The sequence below is a fragment of the Micromonospora sp. NPDC048843 genome, assembly GCF_040649965.1.
Classification (GTDB): domain Bacteria; phylum Actinomycetota; class Actinomycetes; order Mycobacteriales; family Micromonosporaceae; genus Micromonospora; species Micromonospora hortensis.
On the sequence record NZ_JBEZGJ010000131.1, the window covers coordinates 1,490 to 21,315 of the forward strand.

General features: G+C 72.8%; 19 protein-coding genes and 1 pseudogene. 7 read left to right on the forward strand and 13 right to left on the reverse strand.

Features of this window, described 5'->3' with window-relative positions; genetic code table 11:
- Positions 1-463: 463 nt before the first annotated feature.
- Positions 464-1,108 carry a maleylpyruvate isomerase N-terminal domain-containing protein gene (locus AB0C20_RS25930; RefSeq protein ID WP_357568922.1) on the forward strand — a complete coding sequence of 215 codons (645 nt, stop codon included), beginning with the start codon at positions 464-466 and terminating at the stop codon, positions 1,106-1,108.
- Between the two features lie 273 nt (positions 1,109-1,381).
- Here the strand turns inward: AB0C20_RS25930 and AB0C20_RS25935 are convergent, their stop codons facing one another.
- The 4 genes and pseudogenes from AB0C20_RS25935 to AB0C20_RS25950 all read right to left on the reverse strand — a co-directional run bounded on the left by AB0C20_RS25935 (position 1,382) and on the right by AB0C20_RS25950 (position 6,589).
- Positions 1,382-2,665, reverse strand: coding sequence for a citrate synthase (locus AB0C20_RS25935; RefSeq protein ID WP_112698363.1), 1,284 nt, complete (start codon positions 2,663-2,665; stop codon positions 1,382-1,384).
- 277 nt (positions 2,666-2,942) lie between these two features.
- A pseudogene (locus AB0C20_RS25940) lies at positions 2,943-4,921 on the reverse strand (sulfatase-like hydrolase/transferase); the annotation flags it as partial.
- Positions 4,922-4,991: 70 nt separating this feature from the next.
- Complete coding sequence (locus AB0C20_RS25945) at positions 4,992-6,422, reverse strand: methyltransferase domain-containing protein (RefSeq protein ID WP_357568923.1); 1,431 nt, start codon at positions 6,420-6,422, stop codon at positions 4,992-4,994.
- 17 nt (positions 6,423-6,439) lie between these two features.
- Positions 6,440-6,589: a hypothetical protein gene (locus AB0C20_RS25950; RefSeq protein ID WP_165947858.1), complete on the reverse strand. Its 150-nt coding sequence runs from the start codon at positions 6,587-6,589 to the stop codon at positions 6,440-6,442.
- A gap of 201 nt (positions 6,590-6,790) precedes the next feature.
- On the opposite strand from AB0C20_RS25950, the gene AB0C20_RS25955 reads away from it, so the two are divergent.
- Positions 6,791-7,639 (forward strand): arginase family protein, encoded by an 849-nt coding sequence (locus tag AB0C20_RS25955; protein ID WP_357190689.1) that lies wholly within the window; start codon positions 6,791-6,793, stop codon positions 7,637-7,639.
- 25 nt (positions 7,640-7,664) lie between these two features.
- Here the strand turns inward: AB0C20_RS25955 and AB0C20_RS25960 are convergent, their stop codons facing one another.
- From AB0C20_RS25960 to AB0C20_RS25970, 3 genes are all read right to left on the reverse strand, one after another.
- Positions 7,665-9,110: a HAMP domain-containing sensor histidine kinase gene (locus AB0C20_RS25960; RefSeq protein WP_357190687.1), complete on the reverse strand. Its 1,446-nt coding sequence runs from the start codon at positions 9,108-9,110 to the stop codon at positions 7,665-7,667.
- Positions 9,111-9,141: 31 nt separating this feature from the next.
- The gene (locus AB0C20_RS25965) at positions 9,142-9,888 is read right to left on the reverse strand and encodes a response regulator transcription factor (RefSeq protein ID WP_357190674.1); all 747 of its coding nucleotides are present in this window, start codon (positions 9,886-9,888) and stop codon (positions 9,142-9,144) included.
- A gap of 113 nt (positions 9,889-10,001) precedes the next feature.
- Positions 10,002-10,232, reverse strand: a complete 231-nt coding sequence (locus AB0C20_RS25970) for a hypothetical protein (protein WP_112587606.1) — start codon at positions 10,230-10,232, stop codon at positions 10,002-10,004.
- A 199-nt stretch (positions 10,233-10,431) separates the two neighbouring features.
- Between AB0C20_RS25970 and AB0C20_RS25975 the strand changes: the two genes are divergently transcribed.
- The 3 genes from AB0C20_RS25975 (at position 10,432) to AB0C20_RS25985 (ending at position 13,132) form a co-directional block, all read left to right on the forward strand.
- Positions 10,432-11,379, forward strand: a complete 948-nt coding sequence (locus AB0C20_RS25975) for a serine/threonine-protein kinase (protein ID WP_357190672.1) — start codon at positions 10,432-10,434, stop codon at positions 11,377-11,379.
- 70 nt (positions 11,380-11,449) lie between these two features.
- Positions 11,450-11,875, forward strand: a complete 426-nt coding sequence (locus AB0C20_RS25980) for an OsmC family protein (protein WP_357190670.1) — start codon at positions 11,450-11,452, stop codon at positions 11,873-11,875.
- Between the two features lie 408 nt (positions 11,876-12,283).
- Positions 12,284-13,132 (forward strand): hypothetical protein, encoded by an 849-nt coding sequence (locus AB0C20_RS25985; protein ID WP_357190668.1) that lies wholly within the window; start codon positions 12,284-12,286, stop codon positions 13,130-13,132.
- 26 nt (positions 13,133-13,158) lie between these two features.
- Here AB0C20_RS25985 and AB0C20_RS25990 read toward each other — a convergent pair whose 3' ends face one another.
- The 5 genes from AB0C20_RS25990 to AB0C20_RS26010 form a co-directional block, all read right to left on the reverse strand.
- Positions 13,159-13,680, reverse strand: coding sequence for an ATPase (locus tag AB0C20_RS25990; protein ID WP_357190666.1), 522 nt, complete (start codon positions 13,678-13,680; stop codon positions 13,159-13,161).
- A gap of 114 nt (positions 13,681-13,794) precedes the next feature.
- The gene (locus AB0C20_RS25995) at positions 13,795-14,241 is read right to left on the reverse strand and encodes a response regulator (protein ID WP_357190664.1); all 447 of its coding nucleotides are present in this window, start codon (positions 14,239-14,241) and stop codon (positions 13,795-13,797) included.
- A gap of 84 nt (positions 14,242-14,325) precedes the next feature.
- On the reverse strand, positions 14,326-14,673 hold the full coding sequence (locus AB0C20_RS26000) for an STAS domain-containing protein (protein ID WP_357190662.1): 348 nt from the start codon (positions 14,671-14,673) through the stop codon (positions 14,326-14,328).
- A gap of 116 nt (positions 14,674-14,789) precedes the next feature.
- On the reverse strand, positions 14,790-15,827 hold the full coding sequence (locus tag AB0C20_RS26005; protein WP_357190660.1) for a cobalamin-dependent protein: 1,038 nt from the start codon (positions 15,825-15,827) through the stop codon (positions 14,790-14,792).
- A complete protein-coding gene (locus tag AB0C20_RS26010) occupies positions 15,824-17,581 on the reverse strand; it encodes a PP2C family protein-serine/threonine phosphatase (protein WP_357568924.1) in 1,758 nt (585 codons plus the stop codon). The genes AB0C20_RS26005 and AB0C20_RS26010 overlap by 4 nt, the downstream gene beginning before the upstream one ends.
- A 210-nt stretch (positions 17,582-17,791) precedes the next feature.
- Between AB0C20_RS26010 and AB0C20_RS26015 the strand changes: the two genes are divergently transcribed.
- Positions 17,792-18,130, forward strand: a complete 339-nt coding sequence (locus tag AB0C20_RS26015; protein WP_357190656.1) for an STAS domain-containing protein — start codon at positions 17,792-17,794, stop codon at positions 18,128-18,130.
- 75 nt (positions 18,131-18,205) lie between these two features.
- On the opposite strand, the gene AB0C20_RS26020 is transcribed toward AB0C20_RS26015, so the two are convergent.
- Positions 18,206-18,520, reverse strand: a complete 315-nt coding sequence (locus AB0C20_RS26020) for a hypothetical protein (RefSeq protein WP_357190654.1) — start codon at positions 18,518-18,520, stop codon at positions 18,206-18,208.
- Positions 18,521-18,720: 200 nt separating this feature from the next.
- Here AB0C20_RS26020 and AB0C20_RS26025 point away from each other — a divergent pair, with 200 nt between their 5' ends.
- The gene (locus AB0C20_RS26025; RefSeq protein WP_357568925.1) at positions 18,721-19,698 is read left to right on the forward strand and encodes a DUF2267 domain-containing protein; all 978 of its coding nucleotides are present in this window, start codon (positions 18,721-18,723) and stop codon (positions 19,696-19,698) included.
- Positions 19,699-19,826: the final 128 nt, after the last annotated feature.

Genomic DNA, 19,826 nt, shown 5'->3' on the forward strand with positions numbered 1-19,826 from the left:
CGAGCGCGGCTCGGGCGGGGCCGGCCGGGCTCGAGCGGGGCCGGCCTCGAGCAGGACCGGCCGGGTTCGGGCGGGGTTGATCGACTCGGTTTTCTTGAAGTCGGGGCGTCCCGGTGCTGGGGACCCCCCGACTTGCGGTTGATCGACTCGGCTTTCTTGAAATCGGGTTGTCCTGGTGCTGGGGACTCCCCGACTTCCTGAAGGCCGAGTCGATCATGCGCTGAGGAGCGCAGCGCACCGCTCAGCGCTGGGCTGATGGGCTGCGGTGCCGGGCGCGGTGCGCGCGGGCGCCGGCCGGGTAGCTCGCCGCTGGACGCCGGCCGCACCGCTCAGTGTCGGGCCGTCGGGCCGCCTGACCGTCGGGCCGCCTGACCACCTGGCCGCCTGACCGTCGGGCCGTCGGGCCGTCGGGCCGGGGCCGTACAGCTCGGTGGATGTCGGTCGGGGCTGTCAGAATGTGCGGATGTCTCGCCCTGTCGACGCCCTGGATGCCAGCTTTCCGGTCGCCGCCTCGATCGCACTGGACCTGATCCGACGTCCCGAGGTGACCGAGCGGTGGTCAGACCCGAGTGCGCTGCCGCACCTGTCCGTGGGTGGCCTCGCGTGCCACCTGGGACGTCAGGCGGTCCGGGCGGCGGAGCTACTGCCGACGCCGACCGACCTGCCGGTGTTGGAGGCGGCCGACAAGCATTACGGGCGGGCCGCGTGGGTCTCCGAGGGGTCTCCGGACAAGAGCACGGTCGCCTCCGGCTCCGACGAGGCCGACGCCGCACGCGGGCCGGCCGAGCTGCACGCCCGTTCCGCCCGGGCCTTGGCGGAGGTCGGCGACCTGCTCTCCCGGGGTGCCGCCCGTGAGGTCGTGCCGATCCCGTGGCAGGGCTGGGCGCTGCGGCGCGGCGACTTCCTGCTCACCCGTCAGCTCGAGATCGTGGTCCACTCCGACGACCTCGCGGTGAGCATCGGCGTCCCTACGCCGGAGTTCCCGGCGGACGTCTTCGACCCGGTACGCGACCTGCTGGTCCGACTGGCAGTGCGCCGCCGTGGCCAGTCCGCACTGATCAGCGCGCTCAGCCGCAGCGAGCGGGCCCAGGACATCTCCGCCTTCTGACCGGCCGCCCCGTCGGTGATCATCCGCCGCCCGGGACCGCCCCCGCGGGTGATCGACTCGGCTTTCTGAAGGCGCGGTGTTCCGGCGCCACGGACACCGCGCCTTCAAGGAACCCGAGTCGATCGTACCGACGCGGGGCGGCGCGGCGCACGGACACCGTGCCTCAAGGAGCCCGAGTCGATCATGCCGGGGCGGGGCAGCGCGGAGCGCGGAAAGGCGGCAGGCCGCCGACCCGGGAGGGGTCGACGGCCTGCTGGTGCAGCGAGGAGCGGGTCAGCGCTCGCCGAAGGGGACGTAGTCCCGCTCGGCGGAGCCGACGTAGACCTGCCGCGGACGGCCGATCTTGGTCTCCGGGTCGTTGATCATCTCGCGCCACTGGGCGATCCAGCCGGGGAGCCGGCCGAGCGCGAAGAGCACTGTGAACATCTTGGTCGGGAAACCCATGGCCTTGTAGATCAGGCCGGTGTAGAAGTCCACGTTCGGGTAGAGCCGACGGGAGACGAAGAAGTCGTCGGCGAGGGCGATCTCCTCCAACTCCATGGCGATGTCCAGCAGCGGGTCGGGCTTGGCCATCCGGCCCAGCACGTCCTGCGCGGCCTTCTTGACGATCGCCGCCCGCGGGTCGTAGTTCTTGTAGACCCGGTGGCCGAAGCCCATCAGCTTGACGCCGTCCTGCTTGTCCTTGACCTTGCGGACGAAGGACCGGACGTCGCCGTCGCCGGCGTGGATCTGCTGGAGCATCTCCAGCACCGCCTGGTTCGCGCCACCGTGCAGGGGGCCGAACAGGGCGTTCACGCCGGCCGAGACCGAGGCGAACAGGTTGGCGTTGCTGGAGCCGACCAGGCGGACGGTCGACGTGGAGCAGTTCTGCTCGTGGTCGGCGTGCAGGACGAAGAGCATGTCCAGCACCTTCGACATCACCGGGTCGACCTCGTACGGCTCCGCCGGCACGCCGAACGTCATCCGCAGCAGGTTGTCCACGTACCCCAGCGAGTTGTCCGGGTACAGCAGCGGCTGACCGATGGACTTCTTGTACGCGTACGAGGCGATGGTGGGGACCTTCGCCATCAGCCGGACCGTGGAGATCTCCACGTGCTCGGAGTCGAACGGGTCCAGGCTGTCCTGGTAGAAGGTGGACAGGGCGCTCACCGCGGACGAGAGCACTGCCATCGGGTGGGCGTCCCGGGGGAAGCCGTCGAAGAAGCGGCGCATCTCCTCGTGCAGCAGCGAGTGCCGCCGAATCCACTCGGTGAACTCGGTCAGCTGCTGCTCGGTCGGCAGCTCACCGTAGATGAGCAGGTAGGAGACCTCCAGGAAGGAGGACTTCTCGGCCAGCTGCTCGATCGGGTACCCCCGGTAACGCAGGATGCCCGCGTCGCCGTCGATGTAGGTGATCGCGGATGAGGCAGCGGCGGTGTTGACGAAACCGGGGTCGTACGTGGTCATCCCGGTTTCCTTCAGCAGCTTGCTCACCCCGATACCGGCGGGGCCCTCGACCGCAGGATGCACCGGCATCGACAGCTGCCCACCGGGGTGATCGAGCTTGACTTCCGTCATGTGGTTCCTCGCTTCGCCGGCAGATCTACGTTGAATTGCCTTCGCTTCTACCGTAATTGCGGCTCGGGGGACAACGCCCGCCGTGGTTCGGCGGTGAGGTATGCGTCACCCGATTCCCGACCGGGCGGCCGGGAAACCCGGCATCCCGCCAGACGAGACCGGACCGAATCGAACCCGGACCGACCCCGGGATCGGACCGGACCGAACCCGGACGCCAGCCCGGACCAACCCCCGGACCGGACCCGGGGACCAGGCCGGACCGAACCCGGAAGCCAGGTCACGACAGCGTGAGGCGTCGCAGCGTACCGTCCGTCGCGACCTGGAAGACGTCGAGCTGGTTGGTGCCGGCGTGGAAGAGCTTGTCGTCGGCGAGCAGCGCGGCGAACCGGCGTCCGCCGGGGTCGGCGGGCACAACCGGGACGACGGCCCCGATGCGGCCGTTGACGGCGACGGCGAGGAGCGTGCCGTCCGGGATCCGGTCCGGGACGTCTCCCCAGACCAGTGCGGGGAGGGTGCCGGTGTCCGGGTCCGTGGCGGTGAACGCCGCCAGGTCGGCGACCCGGGCGCTGCCGGCGGCCGGGCCGGCGCGTACCTCGGTGCCGACCAGGGGGTGGGGTGTCGGCAGGGGTGGCGGTGCGGGCACGCCACCGGGGAAGGTGACCGGTTCGCCGGGGCGGTCGTAGAAGTGTTTCGTACCGTCGGTGCGGGGGGCCTGCCGGGCGGAGCGCCCGTCGACCCGCCAGGGCAGCCGGACGCCGGCCTCGTCGGCCACTGTCGGCAGCAGATCGACGTGTTCCCAGTTGCGGTCGTCCACCCGGCCGGCCTGCTGCCGGGGTTCCTTGACGAACGTCGGCACCCAGGCGACCTCGCCGGCGGCGGCCTTGATGGCGTCCATGCCCCGGCCCTGCGCGCCGGGGCGGAAGCTGACGCCGTGGTCGGCGGTCACCACGACGAGGGCCTGGTCGTAGAGGCCGTTGGCGCGCAGCGTCCGCAGCGTCTCGCCGATCAGCCGGTCGGTGTAGCCGAGCTGGGCGAGGTGCCGCTGCCGGGCCAGGTCGACCCAGCCGGCGCCGTCGTTGGGCAGGTCCTCGGGGGCGTCGTAGCGGGACCCGGACGGAAGGTACGCCCACGGTGAGTGCGGCATCAGCAGGTGCAGGAAGTGCAGGGTGGGCCGGGTGGTCGGCTTCAGCCCGGCCAGGAAGCTGGTGAACCGGGCCGGTTGGTTGTCGTCCAGGCTGTCCCAGCGGAACTTCGGGTCGGCCGGCACCGGTTCGGCGGCGTCCAGGCCGGCCTCGGCGCGGGTCTGCTCGCGGTAGGAGTCCTCCGGGTCGACAGCGCTCTCCGTCGGCCCGGCGACCCGGCCGAGCAGCTTGCCGGTCTTCCGGACCAGCACGCCGAGCCCCTGCTCCGGGGCGACCGGCTGCTCGCAGCGACTGGGTGGGCAGAGCCGGGTGATGCTCTCCTCGGCGCGGATGTCGTACAGGCCGCCGAAGGCGGTGAAGATGTTGTCCGGGTACTGCGAGTAGTGCGGGGCGACCGGCTTGGCCGGGTAACGGCCGGTGAGCATCGCCGGCAGCGCGTTGGGCGTCCACCCGCTGACGCCGGTGGAGTTGCGGTACCAGGTGGAGCCGCCGGCCAGCTCGGCGAAGTGCGGGTACCGCCCGGCGTCGATCTTCCCGTCCGCGCCGAGCAGGCTGACCAGCGGCAGCTCGTCGAGGATCAGCATGACCACCGGCGGGTGCACGGCCGAACCCTGCGCGGTGCCGGCCGCGCCACCGTCGCCGCGCGGCAGGACCACCGCCGAGGTGGGTGAGGCGAGCAGGAAGAGCGCCACGAAGGCCACCGGGCCGGCGGCGGCCAGTCGCAGCATCAGGCCCGGCGCCCGCCACCGCCGGTGCACGGCCGCGCCGGCGGCTCCGGCCAGCACTGCCACCAGCAGCAGCGGTACGCCCCGAAGTGGCGTCACGTGTCGGCCCACCTGCACGGCGAGGGCGGCGACCAGCAGCCCGACCAGCCCGGTGTGGGTGAGGGCGCGGGCGGTCCGGCCAGTCGGCTGAGCGCGCCGAGCAGCGCCACCGCGACGGTGGGGACCACAGTCACCAGGGCGAGCAGCAGCAGGATCTGGGCCGGGTCGGCGCTGTGGAAGAGGAAGAAGTCGGGGCTGCGGCCGAGCACGTCCAGCAGCGGCTGGGTGACCACGAGACCGACCAGCGCGACGATCTCCAGCAGCCGACCCAGCTCCCCTCGCCAGCCCCGGTCCCACCGTCGGGGAGTGGGAGTCGGGGACCGCCGGTCGGGCGGGGCCGGCGGGTCGACGGAGGCCGGTTCAGCCACCCATCACCGTCCGGTAGAGCGTGCGGGTGCCCGAGGGCAGTTCCAGCCGGTCGGTGATCCGTCCTCGGGCGGCGAGCAACGTCTCGAAGGTGTCGCGTCGGTAGTCCGGGAAGAGACCGGCGGGCTTGTTGGCCAGCAGCCGGGTCGCCATCGGGTCCTCCGGGTGGACGAACTCCACCACCACAGCGCCGCCCGGCGCGGTCAGCCCGGCCAGCCAGTCGATGACCTCCGGCAGCGGCACGTTGCGCCCGATCGCCAGGTGGTGCACCACGGCCAGGGCGAGCACCACGTCGGCGGACGCCCGCTCGGCGAAGCCGGCCCGCTCGACGCCCCGCCAGCCGCCGCCCGGCGAGGGGTCGGCCAGGTCCAGCACCAGCGGCAGGATCCGGCGCTGCCCCTCGGAGCGCAGCTGTCGGTACAGCTCGTCGACGACCGTGGGGTCCTGCTCGACGGCGACCACGTAGTCGGCGTGCCCGGCCGCCAGCCGGGAGTACCGGCCGTCGTTGGCGCCGAGGTCGAGCACCAGGCGGGGGCGGGTGCCGGCGGCGACAGCGACGGCCACGAACTGCTCCTTCGCCACCCGGTCGCGGGCCGAGTAGCCGCAGGTGCGTTGGTAGTCCGACCAGTGGCTCTCGGGCGGGCGGCGGTCCAGCTTGCGGACCAGTTTCTCGATGCCGCGTACGGTGGCGAGCAGCAGCTCCCGGGAGAAGCCGGCGGCCCGCAGTTGGTCGCGTACCTCGGTGGTGCTGGCGGCGGCGTTGCGTTGCTGCATGGCCCCGTGCAGGTGCAGGTGGGTCAGCACGCCGGGGCGCAGCCGGCGGGCGCCGTTGAAGAGTGGCCGTAGCTCGTCGGCCTCGATGCCGTCGACCCGGGCGCGCAGCCACGGTTGGAAGTCGACGCCCAGGTGGGCGGTGAGCATCAGCGGGTAGAGCACGGTCTGGCAGAACTGCCGGTAGCCGGCCCACGGTTCGCCGTCGCGCACCGGCTCGAACGAGCCGATGTCGATGAAGACCGGTTGGGCGCCGCGCCACTGGAGGTTGTACGCCGAGCCGTCCTTCGTGGTGAACCCCTCGCCGAGCGCGGCGGTCAGGATCTCCAGGTGCAGCAGGGCGGCGTCGCGCAGCATGCTGAACGACCACTCGTACGGGTGGGAGACGAACGGGATGCGCTCGTGGCGAAGCACTGCCGCCCACGGTGCCCCGCTAGCGGCCGGCACCAGGGTGGGCGGGGCGTCCTCGGTGGCGCAGACCTTGCGCGCGGCGACAAGGGCCGGGAAGAACGTGCTGTCGGTCAGTGCCCGCCAGTGCTCGGCGGCCTGGGGGTTCAGCCCGCGCAGCACCTCGTCGCCGACGTGGAAGACCCGGTTGGCGGGGTCGCGGAAGGAAGCCGGCTCGGGCCGTACCTCGGTGGGTGAGATCGCCATCGTCGGGGCTGGCCCGCTCAGCGCTGGTCGGTGGGTTGCCGGCGGAACCGGTCGACCAGCCGTCGCCAGTAGAGTTTCGCGGCGACCGCGGCGCCAGCCACCCCACCGACGACCGCCTGCACGATCAGGCTGCCGGACCCCGCGTCCAGGTAGGCCAGATGTTCCACCGATCGCTCCTTGCCCTCGCCGCCTCGACACCGGCGTCCCAGGGCGTACACCGATGAGGCTTTTGACCCAGAAAGCCGGACTTGTCCCTCACCGTACGCCGGTCGTCGTCGCTGTCGCGGGCACATCGGCGTACTCCCAGCCGCACCACAGAATGCGGCCGGGACGGCCGGCCGCGCCGGTACGCTGCGGACGTGCGCTGGATGATCGTGGACGCGCCGCTGGACTCCTCGGGCGCCGGGCGCGGCGAGGAGCGGGCCCCTGCCGCGCTGCGCCGCGCCGGCCTGCGCGAGGCCCTGGCCGCCGACGACGACGGGCGGATCGACGAGGCGCGGTTGCGCGACCCGAACCGCGACCCGGCCAGCGGGGTGATCGGCGCGGCGGGCCTGGTCCGGGCCGGCGGCGCCATCGCCGCGCGGATCGGCGCGCTGATCGCGGACGGCCACCGACCACTGGTGCTCGGCGGCGACTGCGCGATCCTGCCCGGCATCTGCCGGGCCCTGCCCCCGGCGACCGACCTGTGGTTCGTCGACGCCCACCCGGACTTCCTCGACGGCGCTACCTCACCGACCGGTGAGGCCGCCGACATGGACCTCTCGGTGGTCACCGGGAACGGCCCCGCCGCCGCCGTCGGCCCAGACGGCGCGCTGATCGAACCCGGCCGCGTCCACCTGCTCGGGCACCGCCCGGCCACCGACGAGAGCAGCCGGGTCGAGGCGGCCCGGATCGACCCGGCGATCCACCAGGTCAACGCCGCCGAGTTGCGACGCCGGGGCGCGGCGACGGTCGGCGCGAGCCTGGCCACCGACGGGGACGGACCGGCCTGGCTGCACCTCGACCTGGACGTTGTGGACCCGCGCGACCTGCCCGCGGTGACCTACCCCGAGCCGGACGGCCCGCGCTGGGCGGACCTGATCGCGCTGGTCACGCCGTTGGCCCGCGCCGACCGGCTGCTCGGGATGAGCGTGACCGACCTGAACACCGACGAGGACCCCGACGGGCGGCACACCCGACGCGTCGTCGAGGTCCTCACCGAGATGCTGGTCGGCTGACCGGCGCCGGTGTGCCGTGCGCCGACTATGCGTCGGCTGTGGCATTCGGCAACCGGACGGTGAACAGGGTCCGACCCGGACGGCTGTCCACCCCGACAGTGCCGTGGTGGGCCTCCACCACCGCCGCGACGATCGCGAGACCGAGACCGGTGCTGCCGTGCGCGCGGGACCGGGAGCTGTCGCCCCTGGCGAACCGCTCGAACATCTCCGGTTGCAGCTCCACCGGCACCCCCGGCCCGTCGTCGGCGACGGTGAGCACGGCGCTGGCGGCGTCGACGGCCAGCGTGGCGGTGACAGTGCTGCCGGGCGGGGTGTGCACCCGGGCGTTGGTGAGCAGGTTCGCCACCACCTGGTGCAGCCGGGCGGCGTCGCCGGGCACCCGGATCGCCACCTCGGGCAGTGCGAGCTGCCAGCGGTGCTCGGGGCCGGCGACGTGCGCGTCGCTGACCGCGTCCACCACAAGGGCGGTCAGGTCCACCGGTTCGACAGCGAGCGGCCGACCGGTGTCGAGGCGGGCCAGCAGCAGCAGGTCGTCGACGAGGCTGGTCATCCGGGTGCTCTCCGACTCCACCCGGCGCAGCGCGTGCGCCACGTCGGCGGGGACCTCGTCACGGCCACGCCGCGCCACCTCGGCGTAGCCGCGGATCGCCGCGAGAGGCGTCCGCAGTTCGTGGCTGGCGTCGGCGACGAACTGGCGTACCCGGGTCTCGCTGGCCTGCCGGGCGGAGAGCGCGTCGGCGACGTGGCCCAACATCCGGTTCAGCGCCGCGCCGACCTGACCGACCTCGGTGCGCGGGTCGGTGTCGGCGACCGGGACCCGGACGGCGAGCGCCACCTCCCCCCGGTCCAGGGGCAGCTCGGTGACGCGGGTGGCGGTGGCGGCCACCCGGTTGAGCGGTCGCAGGGTCGCCCGCACGATCAGCGCGCCCGCCACACCGGCGAGCAGCAGCCCGACCGCGGCCACCCCGGCCTGGGCGGCGACCAGCGCCCAGACGGTCTCCTGTACGCCGGAGAGGGGGACCGCGACGACGCGTACCCGGCCGTCCCAGTACTGGCGGGCCACGGCCCGGTAGTCACCGCGGTCGCCGAGGTCGACCGTGCGCGGTCTGGAGTCGACCGGCAGGTCCGCCAGCGCGGCGACCTCCCCCACCGGGACGGACTGCGGGTCGGGGAACGCGTTGGAGACGCTGTTGGTCAGGGTCCGGGCGCTGGTCACGCGGCCGTCGCTGATCTCGGCGACCACCGCGCCGGACGGTAGCCCGGCTGGGATGCCCGGTCCGTTGCCGGGAAACGCCGGCCGTCCCGGCCGGTCGCCCCGCGTGGCCGTGGCGGGGGCCAACTGCGCGTCGAGCCGGTCGATCAGGAAGTGCCGCAGCGCCACAGTGGTCAGGCCACCGATGACGACGCTGACCAACGCCAGCAGCGCGAGCAGGGCGAACACCAGTCGGGTACGCAGGGAGCGCCCGGCCAACCACCCGCGGGCGGCGCGCAGCGGGCGGCGCCTACTCGGCGGGTTTGAGGACATAGCCCGCGCCGCGCAGTGTGTGGATCATCGGTGCGCGACCGGCGTCGATCTTCTTGCGCAGGTACGAGATGTACAGCTCCACCACGTTGGCCTGGCCACCGAAGTCGTAGTTCCACACCCGGTCGAGGATCTGCGCCTTGCTGAGCACCCGGCGCGGGTTGCGCATCAGGTAACGCAGCAGCTCGAACTCGGTCGCGGTGAGGGTGACGAGCTGGCCGGCCCGGCGGACCTCGTGGCTGTCCTCGTCGAGACTGAGGTCACCGACGATCAACACCGCCTCCTCCCGGGCGGCGATCGCCAGCCCGGAGCGGCGCAGCAGCGCGCGCAGCCGGGCGATCACCTCCTCCAGGCTGAACGGTTTGGTGACGTAGTCGTCGCCGCCGACGGTCAACCCGGCGATGCGCTCCTCGACCGCGTCGCGGGCGGTCAGGAAGAGCACCGGAACGGTGGGGGCGTGCTCGCGCAGCCGGCGCAGCACCTGGAAGCCGTCCAGGTCCGGCAGCATCACGTCGAGCACCACGGCGTCCGGCTGGAACTGTCGGGCCGTGCCTAACGCCGCCATGCCGTTGCCGGCGGTGCGGACCTGCCAACCCTCGTAGCGCAGGGCCATCGACAGCAGGTCGGTGAGCGTGGGTTCGTCGTCGACCACCAGCACCCGGACGGGTTCACCGTCGGGGCGACGCAGCTCGATCCGGCTCGGCGCGGTCTGCCCGTTCATGACCATGGGCCCCATGGTGGCCGCCGCGCCTGTGCCGCGCCCCTGCGGAGGCTGTGCGCGAGCTGTGCGGCCGGATCGACGCGACGCCGGCGACGCCACCGGTCAGCCCCGCCTCGTGGTCACTCGGACACCCCGTACGCGTCGGTGCGCACGAACCGCATGCTCCAGCCGCCGGCCTCGTCGGGCCGGTCGCGCTCGTAGAGGTGGTCGGGGCCGGGCTGCACGGAGCCCGTGCCGTCCGGGTGCCGCATGATCCAACGCTGGGGTGGGGCGCCGTCCGACCCGGCCGGCAGCAGCCGGACCAGGCCGTCCGCGGGCCCGCCGACGAAGCGTACGGTGACCTCGCTCATCGCGGCGCCCCCTCGGGTGACCGTGCCGGCACAATCGGTGACACCGGCTCTGGCTCGCAAGCTACCGCACCTACCGCCGTGACGCAGCGAGGTGCGCAGGGCCGCCCGCCCTGAATCGGGCGCCGGTTTGCCCAGCTCGGCGCTCGGGTACCGCCACGTCAGCACCCGCCGTCGGCGGGGCGAGGACGAGGAGCGGTCGATGCGGATGCTGGACGGGCGGTACCGGCTCGAACAGCGCATCGGTGTGGGCGGGATGTCCGAGGTGTGGCGGGCCTACGACAAGGTGCTGGATCGGCCGGTCGCGGTGAAGCTCATCTCGCCCGGCCACGACGACCGGGACGGCCCGGTGGACCGGATCCGCGCGGAGGCCCGGTCGGCTGCCCGCCTGGAACACCCCAACGTGGCCAGCGTGCACGACTTCGGCACCTCCTCGACGTGGCCCGGCCGACCGGTGCCCTACATCGTCATGGAGCTGGCCGAGGGTGAGACGCTCGCCGTGCACCTGCGCGCCGGGCCGCTGGACTGGCAGATCGCGGTGCGGGTCTGCGCGGAGGTCGCCGCCGCGCTGGCCGCCGCGCACGCCGAGGGCATAGTGCACCGGGACGTCAAGCCGGCCAACGTCATGCTCACGCCGGCCGGGGTGAAGGTGCTCGACTTCGGCATCGCCATCGCCGCCGGTGCGCCCGACCCGATGCCGACCGGGATGGTGCTGGGCACCCCGGCGTACCTGGCGCCCGAGCAGCTGGACGAGGCGCCGGCCACCCCCGCCGCCGACATGTACGCCCTCGGCGTGCTGCTCTACTACAGCCTCACCGCCCGCCTGCCGTACCGCGCGGCGACCTCGAACGAACTGCTCGACGTACGCCGCCGTCGGCCACCGGAGCCGCTGCCCGACATCGACGGGCTCCCGCCGGAGGTCGCCGAGCTGTGCCATTCCTGCCTCGCCGACGACCCCGAGCAGCGTCCGACCAGTCTGGTCGCCGCGCTGCTGCTCGCCGAGGCGGTGGACGCCCGGGTGTACGTGCCGATGACGATCCCGACGACCCGCCGGCCCGCGCCGACGTCGCCGTGGACCGAACGGGCCGCCGCCGAGGCCACCGAGGCGGTGGCACTCGTGGACGAGCCGAACCTGCCCGCCGGGCGCTGACCTGACGACCAGCGGCGTTTCGTCGGACGGCGAAGGGGTAGCCGTCCTGGTGAGCGACGGGAGAAACGCGATGCCGGATCAGAGTTCCTGGCTGCGTGAGGCCACAGCGACCGCCGAGGGCGGTCACGTACGCACCGACGATGGCGGGCTCTCCACCGCGCTGGCCTCACCGCTGGCGCCGCACTGCACCGGGCTGACCCCGGAACAGTTGCTGGCCGCGGCCTTCGCCTCCTGCCTGCATCACGCGGCGGTGGAGGTGGCCGGGGAGATCACCGACGAGGCACACACCGTGCAGGTCCGCGCGGAGGCGAAGCTGGGGCGGGACACCGACGGCCGATACCGGGCCGACGTCCACGCGGAGATCTCCTCGGCCGGGCTGAGCCGAGATCAACTGGCCGACCTGGTCGAGTACGCCGACCGGCTCTGGCCGTTCTCCAGCAGCGACACCAGCCGACACCGCTTGACTGTCACACCGGCCGAGAACGGCCGACACTGACTCCACGCTCCAGCCCCACCCGCCCACACCCGCCCGCACGCCCACACGCCCCGCTGCGCCGATCTTGCACTTTCGGTCGTCGATATGAGGGTTAATGCCCCTTACGTCGCCACAGTAAGTGCAAGATCGCCGAGGTGGGGGGTCTGGGGGGTGGGGACGGGGGCCGGTTGGTGGAGGGTGGATCGGTTTTTCGGCTGAGTCCTTGACGTGGCCGGACGTGCGGGCGGCGGAGCGGCCGGGCGACCGCATTCACCAGGCAAGTCGGGAATAACCGTCTCGGGTTATCCGCGAGGTTGATCAGCTTCGCGGTTGTTATGCCCGCTAAAGTCGGCATGATCAGGGCAAATTGTGGCGCATGCCACTGTACGGACTGATGGCATCGGGCATTCAGCTCTTTAGCCTCGTCAGGTGCATCCCGACGACCCCTCTGCCCAGAAGCTGACCGACGCGCGCCCGACCACCCCCTCGGACGACGCCGCATCAACCGAACGGACGATCGGCCGTCACCGCGCTCCCGAACCATCGCGTCGCGCCCTACTGGGCTCGACCCCGGTGCGGGTGGCCCTTGCCACCGGTGTCACCTGCTGCCTCAGCCTCGTCGCTGTCGCCACCGCGCGAGGCAACGACGACACCCCCCGTACGGTCGAGCCGCTCGCCGAGGCGGTGGCCGACCGCGCCGCCATCGCCGACGAGCGCGCCTCCCGGTCGCTGGACCGCGACGCCGCCCCCGCCCGGATCCTGCCCAGCCCGACGGCGAAGCCCACGCCCACACCCACCGCCGTCCGCAAGGCGCCCAAGAAGCCGGTCAAGCCCCGCCGCCCCCGGCCGGTCGCCGGCCTCGACCAGGCACAGATGGACAACGCGAAGATCATCGTGGACGTCGGCCTGGAGATGAAGATGCCGCGCCGCGCCCTGGTGGTGGCACTGTCCACCGCCATGCAGGAGAGCAACCTCTACAACCTGGCCAGCGACGTCCTCCCGGAGTCGGCGGAGTATCCGAACCAGGGCAGCGGATCCGACCACGACTCGGTCGGGCTGTTCCAGCAGCGGCCCAGCAGCGGCTGGGGCACCGTGGCCCAGCTGATGCGCCCGTCGTACGCCGCGCGGGCCTTCTACACGGCGCTCAACGAGATCCCCGGCTGGCAGGACATGAGCGTCACCTCGGCCGCCCAGGCCGTGCAGATCTCCGCCTACCCCGACGCGTACGCCCAGCACGAGGATCGGGCGACCACCGTCGCGGCGGCGCTCACCGCCTGAGCCGGGCACCCACTGCCCGTACGTCCTCAGCGACGGCCCGGCGGTCGCTCCGCGCCCGCGTCCGGGCCACCGACCCCGACCCGGCTGCCCGCCACCCCGGCGGCTGCGGTGGGGGTGTCGGCGGGCACCTGGTCGACAGTCACCTGGCTGAGGATCTCGTCCACCCGCACCTCGCGCCGTCGGCGAACGTCCAGCGCCGCCTCGAAGTCACGTCGGGCCTGCACGGCCTCCGCGTACGCCCGCTCCCGCACCCGCCGTGCCTCCTCGCGGGCCTCGTCCAGCTCGGCGCGGGCCTGGGCCAGGATCTCGGCGGCCTCGCGCCGCACCGCGTCACCGGCGTACCGGGCGGCGGCGTCGTCGCCCAGGTCGAGTCGTTGCAGGAGCCCGCTGAGCCAGGCCGCCTCCTGGCGGATCTCGTCCCACTCCCGGGTCGCCCCGGCCGCGCCCTCGGCCCGCGCCGCGAGCCGGGACAACCGGATCCCCAACTCGTCCAGGCAGTAATCCACCTGCCGCTGGTCGTAACCGGTCTCAACGACGGAGAATCTCATACTGTCGCCCCCCAGGCAGCTGCTGTTACTTCCCCACCTGGATCCTCGGCCGCGACCGCTCGCGCCGAGGAGGTTCGGGAAAATTGTTCAGCATGCGCGCAGGTGGCGCGGGCCTCAGATGCGCTTGGGCAGCACGACGACCCGGCCGAAGAACTCGTCGATGCGGCGGACCACGTCGTTGAAGTCGTCCAGGTCGATCGGCTTGGTGACGTACGCGTTGGCCTGCAACGTGTAGCTGCCGACGATGTCGGTGTCGGCGTTGGAGGTGGTCAGCACGACGATCGGGATGGTCCGCAGATCCTCGTCCTGCTTGACCGCCCCGAGCACCTGCCGACCGTCCATCCGCGGCATGTTCAGATCCAGCAGGATCACGTCCGGTCGGCGGGCCTGCTCGTGCCGGCCCTCGGCGCGGAGAAACTCCATCGCCTCCTCGCCGTCACTCACCACGTCGATGATCTTCTCGACGTCGGAGTCCGCCAGCGCCTCCTCGATCATCAGCACATCACCCGGGTCGTCGTCGACCACCAGGATGCGTACCGGCTGCGGGCTGTCTGCGCCCATCACTACCTGCCTCGGAGTCGGCGGGGACGGGACCCTGACGGTCACCGCGTTGGCGGGGAAATGCTGGCGGGGAAATCTAGCCCATCAGGAAGCGCTGCGGGACGCGGGGTCGACCGACTCCGGTTCGTAGCGCAACACGTCGGCGAGGCCGGTCACCCGCAGCACCCGCTCGACCCGCCCCTGGGCGCCGGTGAGCCGGAGCCAACCCCCATCGGCCGCCGCCTGATTGTCGCCCCGGACGAACACGGCCATGCCGGTGGAGTCGCAGAACGTCAGGTCGGTCAGGTCGAGCAGCACCCGGGTCTCGCCCGTCGCGGTGAGCCGGTCGATCGCGGCGGTCAACTCGGGGGCGGTGCTCAGGTCCAGCTCGCCCACGAGCCGGAGGCAGGCGCCACCACCGTCGCGCTCGACGTAGTTGACGCTGAACGTCACCGTTCTCCCCCTCGCTCCACCCTCGGGTGGGACGTTTGCAGTCCGGCAAGTATACGCAGAGCTGACTCGTGCGCCGCCGAGCGCGGTGATCGATCCGGATGCCACCGGCGGGTCGGTCAGCGGGCGGTGGCGGGCAGCGCCGCGCATCCCAGCGCCAGCGCCCGCGCCGCCCGGGGAAAGTCCCGCAACGCGGCGGCGTAGTGCTCCAGTGGCAGGACGACCGCCCCGGCGGGCACCCCACGACTGCCCAGAATCCCCGACAGCCACTCGACGAACTCGGTGAACAACGAGGGGTCGTCGACGTAGACCGCCGCGGCCAGGAAATCCACTATGTGGCCCAGGTCGCTCACTGTCGCGTCGAGCTGCGCGGCGGTGTACGCCCGCGCCGCCGGCACCCGCTCCCGCAGCTCTGTCAACGCGCTGTCGATGAGCTCGCCGCGACGGCGCACCAGGCTGGCGTACTCGTCGTCGGCCAGGTGGGCCAGCCGCGCCGGCGGCACCCCGCGCAGCGCCCGCTCGTCGGCGATCAACTCGGCCGCCGAGGGCGCGTCCGGCGCCCAGGCCACCCCGAGCCGGCGTGCCCACCGGCCATCAGTGCCGAACCCACGCCCGCCGACCACCACCGGCACGTCCGAGCGGCGGCAGGCCTCGATCATCCGATGGGCGTACGGCAGGCGCATCGGTAGCGCGCACGCCAGCGCTACCGCGTGCGCGTCGTAGCGGTGCAGGTACGACACGAGGTGCGCCGCGGGGACGCTGGCGCCCAGGAAGGTCACCTGCCAGCCGCGTAACCGCAGCACCTCGGCCACCAGCCGGGGCGGCAGCGCGTGCCACTCGCCGTCCATGCAGGCGACCACGACCCGGCCGCCGGTCGGTCGCGGTTTGACGTGCGCGGAGACAGCCGCCACCACCTGCTCGCTGATGTGGGTGGCAGCGTGCTCCTGGGCGACGCTCCACTCGTTGCGCGCCCACCGCTCGCCCACCTCGGCCTGGGCGGGCGCGACCAGGTCGAGCAGCACCCGCTCCGCCGGGACGCCCGAGTCGAGCAGGCCTATCGCCAGGTCGGTCGCGGCGTACTCGTCGGCGTCGGCGAGATGTTCCAGGTAGCCGGAGTACGCCTCGCCAAAGTTGGTGATGGCCGTGGCGGCGGTCACGCGTCAGTCCCCTCCGTCTGCTCGATGCCGGCGGGCACCGAGTGCAGGTGCCGCGCGTTGCGCCCGCTCAGGCCTGCCGCCCGCAGTGCCAGCACGGCGATGTCGTCGTGGTCGCCCTGCGCCAGCCAGTCGCAGGTGATCTGTTCGACACGTTCGGCCAGGGCCGGCGCGGGCATCCGGTGGCAGCCGGTCAGCGCGGTGACCAGCCGCTCGGCGCCGAACTGCTCGTCGCCGCGCCGGCCGCCCCGGGCCTCGGTCACGCCGTCGCTGTAGAGCAGACAGGTCTCGCCCGGCGCCAGCCGCACTGTCACCTCCCCGACGCGGGGGTCGGACACCACCCCGATCAGCATGCCGCGCAGCGGCACCGTCTCCACCTCACCGGAGGCGCGCAGCACCAGTGGTGGCAGGTGCCCGCCGCCGGCCATGGTGAGGGTGAGGCCGCCGTCGCGCTCCGGGCGGGCCACGCCGAGCACGATCGTGGCGAAGCGGCCCTGGCCGTGCGCCTGGGTCGTCTCCAGCAACGCGTCGTTGAGCAGCCGCAGCAACCGCGCCGGGTTCGACTCCAACCGGTGCAGCGCCTGGAGGCACTGGCGCAGTTGGCCGGTGAAGACGGCGGCTTCGACGCCCTTGCCCGACACGTCACCGAGGAAGAACACCGAACCACCGTCGGTGAGCCGGTGCGAACCGTAGAAGTCGCCGCCGATGCGCAGCCCCGCCTGCGCGGGTCGGTACGCGGTGCCCCACTGCACACCGGCGGCCTCGACCGGCTCGACCGGCAGCAGGCTGGCCTGGAGGGTGTCGGCCACCTCGGCCTGGTCGCGATAGAGCAGGGCGGTGGTCAACGCGGCGCCGGCGCGGGCCGCGAACGCGCGGACCAGCTCCACGTCGTCCTCGTCGTACCAGCGGGTGGCGCGGCGGGCCACCAGCAGAACCCCAACCGGCGCGTCGCGCCCCGGCAGCGGGACGACCCGGGCGGCGCTGTCGGTGCCGGCCAGCCCCGGCAGCCAACCGGCGTCGACGGCCTGCTCGACCAGCCAGTCCACCGCGTGCGGCTCGGCACCGGTCAACCCGTCGGCGATGGCGGTCGGCAGCTCGCCGCCGGCCAGTACGCCGCTGTCCACCGTCGGCGCCTCGTCGTCGGTGCGTGACGCCCGCCACCAGCGGGCGCGCCCGGCCCGTGGGGCGAGCACCAGCACCGCCACCTCGGCCAGGCTCGGCACGGCGAGTCGGACGACCGCGGCGGCAGCCCGGTCGGGGTGCAGTGGGTTGCCCAGCTTGTCGCCGACCACGGCCAGGAACGCCGAGCGGGCCCGCTCGGCGAGAAGCGCGTCGGCGCGGCTGACGCTGTCGGTGACGTCCTCGACGTACCAGCAGCAGCGGTCACCGGAGAGCGGCACCTGGCGCGCGGTGAGCCGGCGGCCGCGATGGGTGAAGCTGCCGGGAACGCCTTCGCTCAACCCGGGCACACCGGCCGCGCCGAGCAGCTCGCCGGGCGTCACCTCGGGCAGCAACCGCTCAGCCACCGGGCTGACGTGCCGCACGACGCCATCGGCGTCGCAGACCACCAGGCCCTCCCGGAAGTGCTCGACGACCTCCAACCAGTCGGGCGTGGCCTGACCCCGGTCGGGGGCCAGCGGCGGCAGGGCCGCAGCGGGGCGGCGGACGTCGGCGGACCACGCCGAGGGTCGTGTCGTGCTCGGCGTGGAGAGCCGTCCGTCGCCCGGGTCCCAGTCCCTGACGTCGGAAGCAGTCACCAGCTGAGCCTCACTCCTTGTCGTTCACCGAACCCGTGCCGGAACCGGCGTCTACGGTCAAAACTCTCCAGCCAGCCTACGCCCGAACCCGGAAAGCGGCATCTCACGGCAGGTGGCGGCACCGCCACAACGCGGGCGTTGGGCCAGGGACACGGCGGCGTACCGCCGCCCCCGCTTTGCGTTTCGTCGCTCGACAAGGAAAATGGTGGGATGCCCGACCAGCTGTTGACCATCGAGACAACCCGGCTTGCCGCCGGGACCGTCCGACTCCGGCTGACCGGTGAGCTCGACTACGACAGCGCGCCCGAGCTGGTCGCCGCGGCGGCCGAGCTGCGCGGCGACGACGACGCCCCGGTTCTCGTCGACCTGACCGGGGTGACCCTCTGCGACTCCTCCGGGCTCAGTGCGTTGCTGGTGGTGCACCGCGCCGCCGGGGCGATCCGACTGACCGGAGTCAGCCCTCAGCTTCAACGAATGCTGGACCGCACGGGCCTGAGTGAGTTGCTGGCCGAGGCGCACGCCGACGACGACGTGCGCGCCATCGGCTGACCCGTAGGCCACCCCGGGAAGCGAGACGGGGTGGCCCCCGACCCTGGGACCTGGGGTCGGGGGCCGGAGGAATGTCTAGGGTGCCGTCATCGGCTGGAGCCGGGGGCCGTCCTCACGCAGCTCGCCGATCGGGGTCGGGTCCACGTCCTCGGGCTCCCCCGAATCGGGCGTCTGGTACAGGTAGCGGACGAACTGCCCACCCGCCTCGTTGTCGTCCGCACCGGGCCACTGACCGATGCAGTCCATTCCGATCACCTCGCGGCCCGTTCCGTCGGCCTCCTCCAGCAGCGCCCACAGGCTCACCGGGTAACACCTGGTGACCTCGGGTGTGAGCTGCCAGCGGGCGTACCAGCCGGGTCGAGCGGGGACGATCTCGACAACTTCCTTCATGACGACCTTCCTTCCGCGTACCTCGGAAGAACTCCGGTCCTGACCCGATCGTGCGGGCCGTGTGGGTGAGCACCCCTCACCCCCGCCGGATGAAGCGTGGCGCAGGCCGGTCCGACCCGGCCGTCGGCCTCCGTTTCCTTCTCCGGGACGGCGGGAAGGCGACTGGCGCAGCCACGATCCCCAGCGGAAGGGATGCCAGCATGCGCAAGCAGATGGAGGGCGACAACCAGAGGCGCCGGGCACTGGCCCGGCAGGCCCGGGAACAGAATCGCCAGCCCAGCGAGATCGGCGCCAGTCTGAGCGCGTCCAAGCAGCTCACGAGCCTCGATGCGGGTAAGCGGGCCGGCCCACCGGCGGCTGGAGCGCACAAGTCGGACACCACGCGCGGGGGGCCGGCACCGCCGCAGGTCGGTAGCGCCGACAACCCGCGACCGCAGCCGTCCCCGCCGAGCGGTGCGGCCGGTGTCAACAGCATGGGCTACCACGACCTGGTCGACGAGGTCCGTCGTCGCGCCGGGGTCGACTTCAAGACCGCCAAGGTGGGCACCGAGGCGACCGTGTTGGTCCTCGCGTTCGCCCTGGAGGCCGCCGAGCGGCAGCGGCTGCTCGCCGCGGTGCCGGCGTCGCTGCACGACGTGCTGCCGGTCGACGGAATCGAACGGCACCAGGACCTGCCCGGCTTCCTGGCCGAGGTGGGCCGGATCAGCGGCAACACCCCGGAGCAGGCCCGGTACCAGGCCGAGGCGACGATTGCCGCGCTCGCCGAGCAGGACGGCGACCTGGTCGAGTCGTTGCACGTACCCGACGGGTTGCGCGACCTGCTGAACCCGCCGGAGGCCGGCGGCGGCCTGGTGGGCGCCTCCACCACCACACCCACCCTGAACGCCGACGAGATCAGCGCGGCGCTGGACGATCTGCCCTACTGGGCGGGCGACAGCCAGGGCCTCTACCGGGTGGTCGCACTGCCGCCCGACAACCTGGACCGAGTGCTCGCCCGGCTCGACCGGCTGCGCCAGGACAATGGTCGCGGTCCGAGCATCGGGCGTCCGGGCGACACCGCCGCCGTGTTGACGGTGCGGACCAGCCAGGCCAACGGGGTCACCGCGCTCGACGTGGACCTCGCCCGCCAGGTCGACGACGCGATCGACGAGGTGGGTGCCGGGATGGCCGGCGGCTGACCGGCCAGCACGACACCGTCGGACCGGCGGACCGGCCGCCGCGGAGGCCCACACCCCCTCCATGTCCTCGGTGCGGGACGGCTTGTAGTCGAAGTGTCGGGGGCCGTCGTAGGCCGGCCCGCCGTTGG